We start from the raw sequence: 16,840 nt of genomic DNA on the forward strand, positions 1-16,840 counted from the left end.
CCGCCGAGCGCGCCTCGGTCTTCGGCCGCCTACGCCTCCACGATCGTCTTCGGCTCCATGAACGCCTCCATGCCGAACACGCCGAACTCCCTGCCCACGCCCGACTGCTTCACGCCGCCGAAGGGCGCCAGCAACTCGGGCGCGATGCGGTTCACCAGCACCGAGCCGGCCTGCAGCCGCGACGCCACGCGGCGGGCCCGCTCGGGTTGCGACGAGAACACGTACGCCTGCAGGCCGTAGGCCGAATCGTTGGCGATGCGCACGGCCTCGTCTTCATCGTCATAGCCGATGACGGACAGCACCGGCCCGAAGATTTCCTCGCGCGCGATGTCCATGTCGTTGCGCACGTCGCCGAACACCGTGGGCTTGACGAACCAGCCGCGCCGCAGGCCCTCGGGCCGGCCTTCCCCGCCCGCGACCAGCGTGGCGCCCTGTTCCAGCCCGCGGCGAATGAAGCGCTGGATGCGCTCGTACTGCGCCTGGGTCGCGAGCGGCCCGATGGCCGTGGCCGCGTCGCGCGGGTCGCCCACGCGCATGCTCGCCACGATGGCGGCCACGCGCTCCAGCGCTTCCTTCATCCGCGAACGCGGCACCAGCAGGCGCGTTCCCGCCACGCAGGCCTGGCCGTTGTTCATGAAGGCCACGTTCACGGCCAGCGGCAGCACGGTCGCCAGGTCGGCGTCGTCCAGCACCACGCTGGCCGACTTGCCCGTGAGCGCAAGGCTCACGCGCTTCATGGTGTCGATGCCCGCGCGCGCAATGAACTTGCCCGTGGCCGTGGAGCCCGTGAAGGAGATCTTGGCAACGTCGGGGCTGGTGCTGATCTCGTCGCCCACGTCGGCGCCGCGGCCCAGCAGGATGTTGAACACCCCCGCCGGCAGGCCCGCGCCGTGCAGCGCCTCGGCCACCACCTGCGACTGGATCGGGCTCAGCTCGCTCGGCTTGATCACCGTGGCGCAGCCCGCCGCGATGGCCGAGGCCAGCTTGCTGCACACCGTGCCGGCCGTGCTGTTCCACGGCGCAATGAGGCCCGCCACGCCCACCGGCTCCATGACCACCGTGGCGTCTCCGATGCGGCGCGTCAGTTCATAGGCCTCGAGCGTCTTCGCCGCGCCGGCAAAGCACTGCGAGGCGTACTGGCTCACCCACTGCGCGCGCGCCAGCGGGCCGCCGTATTCCTCGATGGTCACGTCGCGGATCTCGTCGGTGCGCGCCAGCACCGCGGCCGAGAGCTGCTCGAGCATCTCGATGCGCTCGGCCTTGCCGGTGCGCCGCAGCGCCTGCTGCGCGCGTTTGGCGGCCGCAATGGCGCGCTTCGCGTCGTCGCGGTTGGCCAGCGTGGCCGTGCCGATGACCTGCTGCGTTGCCGGGTTGAGCGCCTCGACCACCTCGCTGCCCTGCACGGGCACGAACGCGCCGCCGATGTATGCCTTGTCGATGTTCCACATGGTGTTGCCCTTGCCTTTCAGGTTGAACGCGAGCTTTGAAAAATGGGTTTCAACCGCGCCATGGAACGAAGTCTAGGCAGGCGTCATTGCTCTGGGAATATGATGAAACATGGATGCGTCATCACGAAAATCGGAACAATGCACAAGAGCGGACTGACCGAACTCGAAGTGGTGCTGGCCGTGGCCCGGCGCCGCGGCTTCGCTGCCGCGGCGGTCGAGCTCGACATGTCGGCCACGGCCGTGAGCAACGCCGTGGCCAACCTGGAGGCCCGCCTGGGCGCGCGGCTCTTTCACCGCACCACGCGCAGCGTGTCGCTCACCGAGGCGGGGCAGCAGTTCGTCGAGCAGGTCGGGCCCGCCGTCACGCACATCCGCGACGCCATGGCCGCCGTGAGCGACCGCAAGGCCACGCCCGGCGGCACGCTGCGCATCAACAGCTCGCTGGGCGCGGCGCTCATGCTGTTCCAGCCCGTGGTGCTGGAGTTTCTGCGCCGCTACCCGGGCATGACGGTCGACATCGTCACCGAGGGGCGCATGGTGGACATCGTCGGCGAGGGCTTCGACGCCGGCCTGCGCGTGAGCTCGCTGGTGCCGCGCGACATGGTCCGCGTGCCCATCACCGACGACGTGCCGATGACGGTGGTGGGCTCGCCCGCGTACTTCGAGCGGCACCCGCGGCCCGCGAAGCCGGCCGACCTCGCGCGGCACGCCTGCATTCGCGCGCGCCTGCCGAGCGGCGTGCCCTCGCCATGGGAGTTCGCGCGCAAGGGCAAGGCGCTGAGCATGGAGGTGCCCGGCCCGCTGGTGCTCGACGCGCCCCTGCTCATGCTGCAGGCCGCGCGCCAGGGCACCGGCCTTGCGCAACTGGCGCACTGGTACGTGGCGGACGATCTGGCCAGCGGCCAGCTGGTGCGCGTGCTCGACGCGTGGACCGTGCCCGCGCCGGGGCTGTGCCTGTACTACTCCGGGCATCGGCACCTGCCGGCGGGGCTGCGCGCGCTGGTCGACCTGATCCACGAGCTGGTCGAGGGGCGGGAACGCGCGGGGCGCAGCCGGGCCTGACCCAACGGCCCGGCGCCATGGTCGTTGCGCCGGGGCCATACGGCCTGCGGGGAGGCGTTCGTGCGCTCGAAGCCTTTCAGGACCGGCTCCAGATGCCCGAAAGGTCATTCGAATGGCACTGCAGGGATAGCGCGGCCTCCGGCGGCGCGAACAAGAATTTCAAGGCCTCTCGAAGAAGGCGTGGCTCCGTCCCCAAAACAGGGATGGATCTCGTGAAATCAAACTCCCTGGAGACACATCTTGAACAAGACGAAAGATCCCGGCTTCCTGAACAGATGGCGGGCCATCCGCCCAACCTGGCCGGTCCGAACGGTCCGACCTGCCCTGGTGGCCCTCGCGTGCGGCGCGCTCATGCCGTGCGCCCATGCAGCCACCGACATTTCCAACACCCTCGTCAGGACCTGTTCCAACCAGCTCGACGGCACGCAGTACGGCGATGCGGTCCTCGACGACTTCCGCGGCACGCGGAACCCCTCGCCCAGGACCGGCGGCTTCAGGATCACCTCGGTCGAGCAGGTCTGGCTCGCGCTGCCGGCTTATTGCCTGATCAAGGGAACGATCCAGCCCACGTCGCCCGGCGGCATCGATCCGGCCGTCAAGGACCCGAGCTACCGCGTGCGCGACATCAACTACCAGATCTACGTTCCGGCCCAATGGAACGGCAAGTTCGCGCAGCTCGGCGGCGGCGGCTTTGCCTGGAAGTCCGACGTGGTCGACGCGGGCAAGCAGGCCAACCTCCAGTTCTCGCCTTCGCTGCAAGGGGTGGCGCTGTCGAGCTACGCCGTGATCCTCAGCGACGCGGGAGCCGACGCTTCGAACGGGGCCTTCAGCGCAGATTTCGTGCGGCCCGGCCGGCAGCTCGCCGACGTCGCGAAGCAGGAGATGGTGAAGAACTTCGGGCAGGACTCGATCAAGAAATCGCTCGATGTAGGGCTGTACCTGCTGAAGAAGCTCACCGGCGCGGCGCCCACCGACACCTACTTTGTCGGCATCTCCACCGGCGGGCGGCAGGCACTCAAGGCAATGGCGAACTGGCCCGACGCCTACGACGGCATCGTCGCGGGCGCGCCGCCCGTGGACGAGACCAACCTGCTCAAGGTGCTGCAGGTGCCGGACGCGGTCAACGACTGGGTCGTCAACTGGAACAGCGCCGCGGCCATGCTCACCAGCCTGTTCGGCCAGGACGTGTCGCCGCAGATGCTGAGCGACGGGCTGGGCGCGACCTCGCGCCACCTGGCCGACGTGGCGATCGAATCGGGCGCGGACTACGACGGCTACCACCGGCTGCTCGACCAGCTGGCGCCGGTCTGGAACGTCACGCCGGCCGACCTCGCCGGGTTCTTCGAGGCGGCCGCGCGACAGAAGAAGGAAGGCCGAAAAGGCAAGAAGATCATCCTCTACCAGGGCACTTCCGACTTTCTGGTGCCTTGCACGCAGGCCGGTGAATTCGTCAGGAAGCTGAACGAACTGCCCGCGAACGGCAAGGCCACGGCGGCCGACGTTCGCAACTCGGTGCGCGCCTATTTCGTCGAGGACTACAGCCACGGCTTCTACAACACGAATTCGCTGCTCAAGAGGCCGGGCCTGACGCCGCTGCAACTGAACTGGAATGCGCTGGCCGATCTCGACCGGTGGGTGCATGACGACCAGGCCCGGGCCGGTGCGCCTTCACTGGCGCGCAATGCCTCGGGCGAGATTCCCGCCACCCAGGCCTTGAGTGCCTGGAAGTGCGTGGCGGCGCCCTGATCGGGCGGCGCGGCCGGGCCGGTGGCCTGTGCGTGGGTGGACAGGGCTGCTACAGCGCCCCCCGCTCAACCGGCGTGCCGGGTCACCTGAAAATGCCTGCCGCTTTCCTGGCCGACGAGGTTCGCGGCCAGGTCGGCATATCCGGGCTCGATGTACACCAGCTCCTGCGCCGACCCCAGCTTGGCCACTTCCCGCCAGTCCATCTGGTCCTTCGGGAGCATGTCCGACGGCCGCTGGTTCGGCCTCATCGGATAGGGCATTGCGTAGACGCGGCAGTCGGGGTGGCCGGGCGCGATGTAGATGGTTTCGACCCAAGCCTGAGATGACATAGTTTCTTCGTAAGTACCTCGGGGCAATGTAGCAGCGGGTCATTTCATATTTGTGGCGGTGCGCCCGCGGGCGCCGGCTGGGAAACTCCAGCCGTCTGTGCTCATCGAATCACTGGCAGTGCTCCTGGGCGCGCAACGCGCGCCGCGGCGCGCTCACGCCCGCCAGGGCCTGCTGGCCGGTGTTCCCCGCGCAGTAGTCGAGCGCCTGGCGCAAGGCGGTGTCCACGCCGCGCAGCGAGAGCGCGTAGCGGCTGGCGACCTCGTCGCGGGTCATCTCGTCGATGCGCAGCGCGATGAGCACCGAGCGATGCCGGCGCGGCAGGCGCTCGATGGCGCGCAGCACGGCTGCCAGCTCGGAGCGCGCCTGCGCGATCTGCTCGGGGCCGGGCGCGTGGTCGGCGAGGTGGTCGATCTCGGTGTCGCCGTCTCCCGTGTACTGCCCCGACCGGTTGCTGCGCATGCGGTCCATGGCCACGTTGCAGGCCATGCGGTAGACGTACGCGCTCGGGTTCTGCACCGGCGCCTGCACCTCCAGGTGGCCCAGCCGCAGCCACGCATCGTGCAGGCATTCGCTGGCCATGTCGGCGCACCCGAAATGGCGGGTCAGCTTGCGCCGCAGCCCGTCGTAGTTGGCGCAGAGAAAGGCCTGCAGCGCGATGCGGCGCTGCGCCTCGTCCAGCAGCTCGTTGGCTGCTTCGTCGCCAGCCAGCCCTTCCTGTTTGCAAAGAACGCTCGATGCCATGACATGTCGCCCCGGCCGGCTAGCGATCCTGCCGCAGGCGGCGAAGCTCGTCGCTGCTCAGGTTCGCCCAGTGCGCGGGGTCGATCTTGCGGCCCATGCCCACGACCTGCACCGGGTTCATCGGGTCGTAGCCGACCTGCGCCCCCGACTGCAGCCCCGGGCGCGGCGGCGGCGCAACGTCGCCCCCCGGCATCGGCTCGTTGCCGAAGCCGAGCACGCGCACCGTGAAGACCGACGCCAGCGCCTGGCGCGCCGCCGCGCGCTCGCGCTGCACCGCGTCCTGCGCGGCGGCCGTGGCCTGCGCCGCGGCCGAGCTCGCATTGGTCAGCGCGCCGATGTTGACCGCCGCCACCACCGGCAGCCCCTTGGTCTCGCCCTTCACCTGGATGTTGTCGGCATTGAGCACCTGCAGCGCCGCGATGTTCAGGTTGCCCGCCACGCGCAGGCCGGCATCGCCCGCGTTCACCGTGCCGCCCGGCGCGACCAGGTCCACGTCGCCGTCGCCCACCGTGCCGATGCCGCTGCCGCTCATGTCCGACTTCTCGCGGATCACCGTCACGCCGTCCAGGTCGGTGCTCACCTCCGGCGCCGACGGCACGCGCAGGGTCTTGGAGCCGCGCCCGGCGTCGATGTCGCCGAGGGTGGCCCAGATGATCTGGTCGCTGCCCTGCCTGGTCACCTCGGGCACGAAGGACAGGATGCGCGACTGGTTGACGGTGACGTCGTCCCTCGCAAAGATGCCGATGTGCCCGGAGGCCAGCGTCACCAGGCCGTAGCCGGCCGGCACCGTGGCGCCCAGCGCCGCCACCTGCAGGCCGCCGCCCGGCGTGAGCACGTCGATGTCGCCGCCGGCCATGGTGCGCAGCATGAGGGTGTTGGCCGTCACGTCGCCCTTCCATTGCTCGCCCGGAAACAGCGTCTTGATGGCCGCGTAGCCCCGGTTGTAGCCGCCGTTGCGCGGCAGGCCGCCGGTGCCCGGCTCGTTCTGGTCGCGCCCCGCCTCGCGCAGCTCGAGCAGGTAGACCTGCCGCAGGAACTGCTGCTGCGCCAGCTGGGGCAGCTGCTGGAAGCGCGCCCAGGCATCGAGGGGCTCGAGCTTCTCTCCGGTGATGCCCGCCATGTACGACACGAGGCCGCGGCGCACGGTCTTTTCCTGCCCGCCCGCGCGCGTTTCGAGCTGGTCCACCAGGTAGATGGGCAGCACGCTGCCGTCCGCCGTTCTGGCCTTCAGGTAGTCGGGCATCGAGGCCACGGCGGCGGGGTCGAGGTAGGCGCGGGTGAACGCCTCGTAGCCCGCCGCTGCGTTCAGCCCGGCCATGGCGGTGATCGCGGCGCCGCGCTCCGGCAGGCCCTTGACCTGCGTCTCGGGCAGCGCGCGGTTGTTCGCGTCGTAGCGCTGGTTGCCGAGCGTCTGCACCTGCAGGTTGTCGGCGTACAGGTCGCGCCCGGCGGCCAGCACCAGCGTGCCGGGGCCCTGCAGTTCGATGTTGCCGGTCAACCCCGCGGCCGACCCGTTGTCGCGGTTGAGCGGCCTCACGCTTTCCACCGCGAGGATGTCGTTGCCGGCCTCCAGCAGCGTGACGTCGGAGCCGCGCAGGTTGCGCCCCGCCATGCGCACGCCGCGGATGTCGGTGCCGGCGCGCACCCAGGTCTGCTCGTTGGCCTTCACGTCGAGCCCGACGATGGAGCCCTGCGACGCATAGATGCGGCTGGGCTCGAAGTCGTTGGCCAGCGGGAGCACGTCGGGGTTGTTCACGCTGCGCAGGTACTTGTCGTTGACCGGCGAAGACAGGGCCGGGTTGATCAGGTTGTCGAGCAGGTCCTCCATGTTCATCTGGTTGAACGGCGTGTTCGCGCCGCTCGGCATGAAGCCCGTGGGCATCATCGCGGGCGTGGCGTAGGACATGACGAGCTGCGCGTCGAAACGGATGTCGTTCTTCGCGACCAGCTTCACGTCGTTCGTCGTTCCGGGCAGCACGTACAGCGGCCCGTCGATGGCGATGCCGCCATTCACGGCGGCTGCGGAAAATCGCGCCGGGTAGCGGTTGCCGCCGAAGCCCACGAGGGTGTCCGTGGCGAAGCTGTTGAGCACCAGGTCGCGGAAGATGAACGTCGCGCGGTTCACCAGCGTGATGTTGCCGCCGGTCGACACCAGCCTGAGCGCGCTGCGGTCGGTGTAGCCGCTCATGAAGGCGCCGTAGTTCAGCAGCTGGCCGTCGTTGCGCAAGCCTTCGCCGTAGTTCACGAGCAGCGGGTCGATCACGGTCTGCAGGCGCAGGTCGCCCGCGGTGCGCAGGCTCAGCGTGGCGTCGCCCAGCGCGAGCACCGGTGCCGCCGTGTAGCTCGACTTGGTGAGGCCGCCGTTGTTGTCGTCGCGGGTCAGCGTGAAGGTGTGGCCGATGGCCGTCTCGCCGGCGCGGATGTCGCCCGCGCCGCGCGCCACGTAGTACTGGCCGCCGCGGATCGCGCCGCCGGCCTGCACCGTCATGGCGCCGCCGTTGCGCATTTCCATGGTCATCGCTTCGCTCGCGGAGCGCCCGCCGCGCATGCGCATGTGGGTCGGCAAGGCAACCAGCAGGTTGCGCAGGTCGCCGCCGGCGTCCACGGTGACGTTGCCGCCGCCCAGCGCGCCCACGCCCTGCTGGAAGCGCCCGAAGTCGATCCACCAGCTCGATTGCTCGGGTGCATGGATGACGGGGCCGTAGACGCCGTCCGGGCCCACGCCGTACTCGCCGTTGGTGTACTCGCCGAAGAAGCGCCGGGCGTTGACGTTGCCTTGCCGGTTGAGCCATTCGGTGAAGTGCTGGCCCGACGGCACGGACTCGATGCTGCCCTGCGCGCCGATCGCCAGGTTGCCGCCTTCCACGCCATAGCTCGCGTTCGGGTTGGCGGTGGAGAAGTCGCTCCACACCGTCGTGTCCTTGCGCCCGGCGGTGTAGATCACCGATTCCTTGTGCGCCAGGCGAAGGTCGCGTCCGGCGCGCACCTCGAGGTCGCCGGTGCCCGTGCGCACGAGCTTGCCCGCGCCGTTGTCCGGCGCCGGGTCGCTGTCGCTGGGCACGGCGGTGTTGGCCGTGCCGACGGTGATCGACCCCGTGCCCGCGGCCTGCGCCGCCAGCGGCTTGAGCGCCATGGCGTCGGCCGAGTCGAGCTGGCCGCCCGCCACCAGCCGCAGGCTCCACGACGGGCCCGCCTGCAGCACGCCGCTGCGGTCCGCCGCGTCGAAGCCGTCGCTCAGGTGGCCGTTGATGGCAAGGTTGCCGCCCGCGCGCAAGGTCAGCGTGCCTTCGCGCGCGCCGGAGAAGTCGCTGAACAGATTCCAGTCGCTGTTCAGCGCGAGGTCGCCCGCGCTGCGGATCTCGATGCCCGGCATGACGTCCAGCCGGGTGCCCAGCCGGCCGGCCACCGCGGCCGACGCGGCGCGGAAACGCCCCGCGTCGGCGATGGCGTCGGCCTTGACCGAATCGACCGTGGCGCCGTCGTAGTCCTTCACGTCGTAGACGCTCACGCCCTCCAGCACCGCCGAACGCGCGCCGGTGACGGCGGTGTTCAGCGCGGCAACCGCGAGGTCGTCGTGTGCGGCGTTCTGTTGCGCGCGCAGGCGCACCTTGCCGCCTTCGTTGCCGGTCACGTCGATCAGGCCGCCCAGCAGGTTCAGCTGCCCGCCCGATGCTTCGAGCGTCACGCGACCGTTGCCCAGGCTGCCGGTCGCGCCGGCCAGCAGCTGCGCGCCGGCCTGCATCGCCACGCCGTTGCCGGCGGTGATGCGAATGGCGCCGCCGTAGGCCGAGCGCGCATCCACCGTGCCGGAAATGTCGATGCTGCCGCGGTCGGCCGTGAGGCCGAAGTCCTCGACCTGCGTGAAGCCGCCCAGCGCCACGTCGCCCTGGCGAATGCGGAACTGGCGCGACCGGTTGAAGCCGGCGTCGTTCAGCCGCTGGCTCACGCCGGCGAAGTCGGGCAGCGCCTCGATGTCGAGCGCGAAGCTGCCCGCCTTGCCGCCGTTGCCGCCGGCCTGCGCCGCGATCTGCCCGTTGAGCAGCACCGTGCCGCCCTGCGACGACGCCAGGCTCAGCGTGCCGGCGTCGCCGCCGCCCGGATGCGCGGCCAGGTTGAGCCGGCTGCCGGCCTCGAGCCGCACGTCGCCGCCCACCGCCGACAGGCCGATGCGGCCCGCGTCCGCGTATTCGGCGACGTCGAAGAACTGCTTGGCGGAGCCGCCCACGTCGATCACCGCGCCCTGGCCCAGCACCAGGTTGCCGCCGGTGGCCGTCATGTCGATGCTGCCGCCCAGCGCAACCGCGCGGCCCGTGAAGGCGATGCTGCGCCCGGTGAGGCCCAGGCGCAGGCCCAGGCTCTCCAGCACGTCGAACGGCGCGCCCGCGCCGTCCGCCGGCGCGACCACCTGCAGCGCGCCGGCCGTGGCAATGGATTGCACCGCGCCGCCGCGGCCGGTGAGCAGCGGCGTGTTCAAGGTGAGCGGCGTGGCGCCCGCGTCGATGCCGCCCGCACCTTCGCCGACGATCGCGTCGCGGCCCGACAGCGTCACGCCGCCGAAGCCCGAGAAGGTCTTCCGGCCCGCGCCCAGCACCAGCGTGGCCGCGTCCAGCGTGAAGCCGCCCGCCCCCGTGCCGGCCGGCATGCCCGTGCCGCCGCTGCTGTTGACGAGCGCGATGCTCTCGCCCTTGATCACCACGTCGCCCGCGCCGCGGCCGACGAATGCGGCGCCGTCGAAGGTCAGCGATTTCAGGCCGGCCGCGCCCAGGTCGAGCGAGCCGTAGAAGTCGAAGTCCGAGTAGCTGCGCAGCGTCAGGCGCTTCGAGTTGGCCAGCTGCGCCAGCGCGCCGCTGCCCAGCACCATGCCTTCGGTGCCGCCGCCGAAGCCGATGCGGCCGGCCGCCACCGACAGGTCGGTGCCGGCAATCTGCGCCGAGGCCGCCAGCTCGGTCGTGCGCGTGGCGTCGATCAGCAGCGCCGCGTCGCCGTTGACGACGGCACCGGCACCGATCGCGACCAGGCCGCCGCGCGAGATGTCCACGCCCTGGCGAATGACCTTGACGGCGTCTCCGGTGCTCAGGCGAACCAGCGCGCCCCAGTCCCTGGCGGGCGAGGTGAGCACGTCGTCCACCGCGTCCTTGGCGTCGATCACGCCGTCGGAGTTGTCGTCCAGGTTGCCGTCGGGGTCGGTGTAGACCGCGGCCACCCTGGGCTTCACGCTGAGGGTGCCGGAGCTGCGTGCGCTCGGGCCCTTCGCGCTGACACGGCTTCCGGCCTCGATGGCCACCTTGTCGCTGGCCGCCAGGATGATCTCGGGGCCGAACAGCTCGGAGCCCTCGTTGTTGCGCACCACGATGTCGGTCGCGGTCACGTCCAGCTCCAGGCCGAGCGCGTTGCCCTGGCGCTTGCCGCCCACCAGCAGGCTGCCGGCGCCGAAGTTCGACAGGCTCGTCGAATCGATGACCAGGTAGCCGTCGGCCTGCAGGCTGGCGCTGTCCTGTCCGCTGCCGACGATGGCGATCTTCTTGCCCGCAATGTCGACCAGCCCGCCGCGCCCGCCCGCAGCGGGCGCCGAGCGCAGCGTGCCGTCCAGCAGCAGCAGCCGGCCCGCGTCGAACACGACCGCGCCGCCGTCGCGCGGCAGGCGCGGCGTGACCACGTTCTGGCCCGTGAGGCGGTATTGCGTGAGCTTGAAGGCCTCGGACGAGAAGAAGTCGTTGGCCGTGGCCTCGTTGTATTCCGAGTAGCGGCGCAGGGTGCCGCCGGACATCACGCGCCAGGCCGTGGCCTGCGCGTCCTGGTTGCCGCCGTAGGTGTTGCCGCTGCGGCCCTGCATGACCAGGCTGCCGTCCGGCGCGAGGGTGGCGGGCGCCGGTGCGCCGCCCCATGCCTTGCCCGTGGCCTGCACCGCGAAGGCGCCGGGCAGCAGCGCATAGCGCGCGGGCAGCAGGTTGTACCAGCCGGCCGCCAGCCCGGGGCCGCCCGCGAGCCAGACGCGCTGGCCTGCGGCGGCGGCGCCCGCGGGTGCCGCGCCGGCCTGCCCGGGCAGGATGGCGTACATGCCCGGCATGCTCAGCACGTCGTGCGAGCCGCCCGGGCCCGGCACGAATTCGGAGGCATGCAGGTCGCCGCCGCCCGCGATGTCCACCACCGCGCCCTGCGCCAGGGCGACGTCGGGCGACTTCATGGTGATGCGCTTTTCAGGCGGCGCCACCAGCGAGCCGCTCGACGGATTGGTGACATCGACTCCCTTGGACGGGTCGTGCCAGTGCTCGTTGTTGGACAGCGTGCCGTAGGGCACGGTCAGGCCCGCGCCCGACACCGATGTCAGGCTGCCCGCGCCCAGCGACAGGCGTTCGCCGGCATTGAGTTCGATCTGGCCGAGCGGCGCGCGCAGCACGCCGTTCTGCGCGATCACCGGCGCCTCGAGGCGCAGGCTGCCGCCGGCCGACAGGGGCGCGCCGCCGGCGTCGCCCATGCGCTCGACGGTGATCGAGTCGCCCGCGCGGATCACGCCGGTCATCGCGCTCGCCGGGTACACCTGCCCGGCGTTGAGCGCCAGGTGCCCGTCGACGTCGAGGTTGACTTGCAGCCTGGTCTCTTCGCTGATCTGCGTGGGCAGCGCGCCGCCCATGCGGATCTCGCCGGCTTCGAGCACCGTGCGGCCGAAGCCGGTGATGCGCACCGTGCCGGCCTGGAACTGGCCCTGCTCGTCCGATGCGGAGATGTCGATCAGCGAGCCGGCCACGGTGAGTTGCCCCGCCGCGGCGGGGGTACCGGGCGCACCAGGCGCACCAGGCGCACCAGGCGCACCAGGTGTTGCCGACGGCGCAGGCGCCAGCGCCGCCGAGGCGCCCGGTATGGCCGACAGCACGATGCGCGGCGCGCGCAGCGACGACGTGGAGCCCGCGTGCCCGACGATCGGCCCCTGCAGCAGGATCGAGCGGCCCAGCGCGAGGTTGGCGTTGTCCAGGCGAATCGCGCCTTGCGATCCGTTGACCAGTGCGAGGTCGGCGAAGCCGCCGTCCTTGAACGACTGCGGGCGCAGCGTCAGCGCGAACTGCTGGCCCGGCTTTTGAAGCAGGTCGCGCAGCAGGTCGCCCGAAAACAGCGTGTCGCGGAAGTTGTCCAGCGTCTGCTCGGACAGGCCGAACTGCGCCGGATCGAGCGGGCCGGGCACGCCGGGCGAGCCCAGCCGGTCGGACACCACCAGTTCCTTGGTGTCCGCCAGGCGCGCGAGCAGCGAGGACGGCAGGATCATCGGGCCGGCGATGTCGTAGCCCCAGCTGCGAAGGCCCGGGGCCCAGTCGAAGTCCAGGCCCTGCTTCGGGTCGCTGCACACGCCGTCAACGAAGAAACCGTAGCAGTCCGGGTCCTGCACCACGCGCTCGAGCTGCTCCAGCGGCGAGCCGTTCGGGCCCGACGCCGCGGTCATGTTCACGCGGATGCGCCCGCCGATGCCGCCGGGGCCGCCCGCCTCGCCGCGCATGCGGCTTTCGACCAGGCCCTTGCCCGTGATCTCGATCAGCCCGCCGTTGCTGTCCAGCGTGATCGCCTGCGCGGGCCGCGGCACGCGCGTGCCGGAGGGGCCGGCGTCGGCCACGGCGTCGATGGTGCCGGTGGCGCCCGACACGTCGATCAGCGCGTCCTTCTCGAGCCGCAGATCGCCCGCCTGGATCGTCACCGTGCCGCCGTCGCGCACTTCGCCCACGCGGCGGCCGGTGCTGTCGACGTGGATCAGCGGCACGCCGCGCGCCAGCAGTTCACCGCCGGCTTCGAGGGTGACCTTGCTGCTGCTCAGGCCGATGCGGCCCGCCGGTGCCTCCAGGCGCCCGGCGACCGTCAACGCGCCCAGTTCGCCGCCGGCGTTCAACAGCAGGCTGCCGCCGGTGTCGGTGCGCACGGTGGCGCCGCGCGCGATGCGGATCGGGCCGTTCTCGGCGCCGAGCGCCAGCGATGCGGGCGCGCGCGCCGCGCGCTCCTCGGGCCGCAGCACGCCCAGGGGGGCGACGTCGGCCAGGTTCCGTCCGCTCGGCAGGTCGCGCCAGGCGAAGCCGTTCAGGTCGATGTGGGTGGCCTGCTGCGACACCGTCACGCCTTCGGGCACCACGATGCCGTTGCCTTCGCCGCGCACCGAGACCGAGACGTTGCCGAACCCGCGTTCGCCGAAGAGCCCGGCCGGCAGCAGGGCCACGCCGGCCGCGGGATCGTCCGGCTGCAAAGCGGACGCAGTGGGCACAGTGGGCACGGCAGGCGCAGTGCCGCCGATCTGCACCTGCGAGGCGGCCTGCAGCGCCAGGCGGCCCGCCGAGCCGGCCGCATGCGCGCGCATGTCCAGGGCGCCCAGGTCCAGGTCGGGCGTCACGCCGGTCAGCGAGATCGACCCCGCATCGCCCACGCGCAGCGTCGGCAGGCCCTTGTTGCCGCGGTCCACGCGGCCGCCGCCCGACACGTCGAAGACGGCATCGCGATGCGCGGAGATCTTGCCGACGTTCAGCGTGATCGCGCCGCCGTCGATGGCCCAGGCGCTGGGCGAGACACCGTCGCGCCAGCTGTTGATCCACTGCCCGCTGGCGTCCAGGCGGCCCTGCTCGCCCACCTCCAGCACGCCGTTGACGGAAGACAGGCCGATCTTGCCGCCCGGCGCGCGGATCTGCCCCTGGATCCGGATGTCGCGGGTCGAGCCCTCGGTACCGGCCACGGACAGCGAGGCACCCGGCGACAGGTTCAGCACGGCGCCCTTGGCGAGCTCGAAGTCGCCGTTGATGGTGTTCAGCACGATGGTGCCCATGCCCGAATCGCTGAGCATGTCGTCCGACAGGAAGGTGAGCTTGCGCGACTTCAGCTCGTCGGGCTTGACCTGCACGTAGAAGTCTTCGCCGAGCCTGGCCCTGGCGTCGAAGTCCTGCGCGAGCCGCTTCGGGTCGTGGCTGACGACGATGGTGCCCGGCGACCAAGGCCTGCCGTCGGGCGTGTTCTCGCCCAGCTCCAGCCGCCCGCCCTTGCTGGCGCCCGGGTTCTTCGACTGGCGCTCCCCCACCACCACGCCGCCCAGCATGTCGCCCTCGAGCACCATGGCGTCGCCCGCGAAGACCTTCACGTCGCCCGCCTTGCGGCCTTCCGTGTAGCCGGCCTCCTTGAAGTCGGCGCCGATGATGGGCGAGCGCCACGTGGTCTTCACGCCCCAGCGCGCATGCTCGCTCGTGAACTCGCCGGCCAGGCCGGTGTAGTCGGTGTCGGACGCGGCGCGCTCCATGGTGTGCACGCGGCCGTCGGCGCCCATGAGCTTGGTGGCCGTGTTCATGCCGTCGCTGTAGCGCACCGAGCCGCCGGACACGTCGAGCACCGAGCCCGAGCGCGTGATCACCGCGCCGCCCGCGCGCAGGTCGATGCTGCCCGCGTCGGCCGAGAGCTCGCGCAGGTCGGTCTTGCCCACGCCCACCCAGCCGCTGACGTCGGCCAGCGGCGTGCCCACCCAGGCGCCCGGAACGTAGGTGACGCCGTCGGGGCCGAGCACCCATTGCACGCCCGCCATCGGGCCGTCCTTGAACACGCCGTTCACGCGCCGGTCGACGATCACCTTCTTGCCGCGCACCCACGAGTCGAGCAGCAGCGGCGAGTCGCGCAACTCGTTGATGCGCAGCTCGGCCTCGATGAAGTTGCGCGACATGTTCACCTGCATGCCCTGCAGGCCGGCCACGCTCAGGAAGGCTTCGCTGTCGAGGTAGATGCGGCTCTCGTCGCGCAGGCTGCCGGGCTTGAAGTACGGGAACTGCGTGAACATCGGGTTGACCGCCGACTCGGCCTTGATCGTTCCCGCCGGCACCAGCACGCCGGCCTTCGAGCGGATGTCGATCAGCTGCCCGTAGAGGCTCACGCGCCCGGGCTGGTAGCGCGTGGCGAGCGCGGAGGCCTCGATCTCGCCGGTGTCCGAGGCGTCGGGCAGGATCTGCGCGATGCTGCCTTCGCCCAGCGTGAGCGTGCCGGCCGACCAGTTGATCAGGTCGTCCACGCCGTCCGCGTACATGTGCGAACCCAGGCCCCACGCGCGCAGCAGGATCGAGCCGTTGCGGTTGTTCAGCGCGGTCGTCGAGCTCAGCACGCCCGACTGGCGCACGTCCTGCGCCTGCAGGGTGATGTTGCCGCGGTCGGCCTGCACGGTGCCGGTGTTGACCACCTCGTAGCCGACCGACTTGGCGCGCGCGGCCATCTCGGGCATGACGACGTCACGCAGGCCGTTGACGAAGTTCACGTCGGCATAGACGGCCACGAGCTTGAGCGCGCCCTGTATCTGCCCGCCGCCGAAGGCCCAGCCCGGCACCGCCGAGGCGGCCACGTCCAGGCCGCGGGGCGCGTTCGGGTCCTGCACGGACGGTGTCTTCAGGTAGATGTTCTCGCCGGCCGCCAGGATCACCTGGCCGTCGGGCGCGGAGATGCGCCCCGCATTGCGCACCTTGGGCGCGAACAGCATCACCTTGCCGCCGCTGTCCGCCGCCAGCTGCGCGCCGGCGTCCACCCTGACCTCGCCGGGCGCCGCGCCGGGGTCGAAGCGGTCCACGCCGCCCATGCGGTCCGGCGCGCCGCCGGTGCCGGGCTTGAAGCCCGAGTCGCCGTAGATGGCGGGCCGCTCGGCGGTGAATTCGCCGAACTGCGGAACGGCGAAGTCGTTGCCCTGGTTGGCAAGGACCTGCGCGCTGTTGATGCCCAGCTTGAACTGCTTGTCCGACAGCGCCAGGCTCGACGCGACCAGCGAACGCGTGTTCACCTGGCTCGACCCGGTGAAGACGATGCCGTTGCGGTTGATGAGGTACACCGAGCCGTCGGCCTTGATCTGGCCCGCGATCTGGCTGGGCCGGCCGCTCGGGTCATTGATGCGGTTGAGCGCGATCCATGCGTTGGTGCCGTCGGGCTTGGCCCCGCCCTTCTGGTCGAACTGCACCGTGGTGTTCTTGCCGACGTTGAAGCTCTCCCAGTTCAGGATCGCCTTGTCGTCGGTCTGCTTGATGCCCACCACCGTGCGGCCGCCGGCTGCTGTCTGCACCGGCGCATTGGCGTTGAGCCAGCCCGCGGTGAGGCTGTTGCCGTCCACCTTCAGGCCGCCGTCGGCCAGGCCGTCGGGAATGTCCGAGCCGCCGTTCAGCGCCGCCAGCCGCGCCGCCTCCTGCGAGGCCTGCTGCGCGGCAATGCCGCGCGCGGCCGCGTTCAGGTTGTTGATGGAGCGCTGCAGCTGCGCGTCGGCTTTCTGTTGCGCCCCCGGGTTGGTCAGCATCGATGCCGGCATGCCGTTGGGCAGCCGGCCGGTGGCCGTTGCCGTGTTCTGCGCCGCGTTCTTGGCCGCGAACCAGGCGCCGCTGAAGGCCTGCTGCGCATGGGCATCCATGAGCGCGCCGTTGGCGGCAAGGACCACGGCAACGGCACGCGCGATGGGTGCCATGCGCAACGGCCGTCCCGCCGGCATCTTCCGTTCCTGCGCGCCGTTTCTCGGCGGGGTTGCTGCGCCCTGGGGTCCGCGTGTG

6 protein-coding genes are annotated in these 16,840 nt (G+C 71.1%); 2 read left to right on the plus strand and 4 right to left on the minus strand.

Annotation, left to right across the window (positions count from 1 at the left end):
* Positions 1-29 precede the first annotated feature (29 nt).
* Positions 30-1,448: an aldehyde dehydrogenase family protein gene (locus tag BM013_RS28095; protein WP_093131210.1), complete on the minus strand. Its 1,419-nt coding sequence runs from the start codon at positions 1,446-1,448 to the stop codon at positions 30-32.
* Positions 1,449-1,586: 138 nt separating this feature from the next.
* Between BM013_RS28095 and BM013_RS28100 the strand changes: the two genes are divergently transcribed.
* Both BM013_RS28100 and BM013_RS28105 read left to right on the plus strand, forming a co-directional pair.
* On the plus strand, positions 1,587-2,510 hold the full coding sequence (locus BM013_RS28100; protein ID WP_093131212.1) for a LysR family transcriptional regulator: 924 nt from the start codon (positions 1,587-1,589) through the stop codon (positions 2,508-2,510).
* Between the two features lie 327 nt (positions 2,511-2,837).
* Positions 2,838-4,256 carry a tannase/feruloyl esterase family alpha/beta hydrolase gene (locus tag BM013_RS28105; RefSeq protein ID WP_093131214.1) on the plus strand — a complete coding sequence of 473 codons (1,419 nt, stop codon included), beginning with the start codon at positions 2,838-2,840 and terminating at the stop codon, positions 4,254-4,256.
* 65 nt (positions 4,257-4,321) lie between these two features.
* Here BM013_RS28105 and BM013_RS28110 read toward each other — a convergent pair whose 3' ends face one another.
* From BM013_RS28110 to BM013_RS28120, 3 genes are all read right to left on the minus strand, one after another.
* Complete coding sequence (locus tag BM013_RS28110; protein ID WP_093131216.1) at positions 4,322-4,585, minus strand: hypothetical protein; 264 nt, start codon at positions 4,583-4,585, stop codon at positions 4,322-4,324.
* A 109-nt stretch (positions 4,586-4,694) separates the two neighbouring features.
* Positions 4,695-5,327, minus strand: coding sequence for an RNA polymerase sigma factor (locus BM013_RS28115; protein ID WP_093131218.1), 633 nt, complete (start codon positions 5,325-5,327; stop codon positions 4,695-4,697).
* 19 nt (positions 5,328-5,346) lie between these two features.
* Positions 5,347-16,758 carry a filamentous haemagglutinin family protein gene (locus BM013_RS28120; protein ID WP_177225586.1) on the minus strand — a complete coding sequence of 3,804 codons (11,412 nt, stop codon included), beginning with the start codon at positions 16,756-16,758 and terminating at the stop codon, positions 5,347-5,349.
* Positions 16,759-16,840 lie beyond the last annotated feature (82 nt).

Origin of the sequence: Variovorax sp. OK605, assembly GCF_900115445.1 — a bacterium.
Lineage (GTDB): Bacteria > Pseudomonadota > Gammaproteobacteria > Burkholderiales > Burkholderiaceae_C > Variovorax.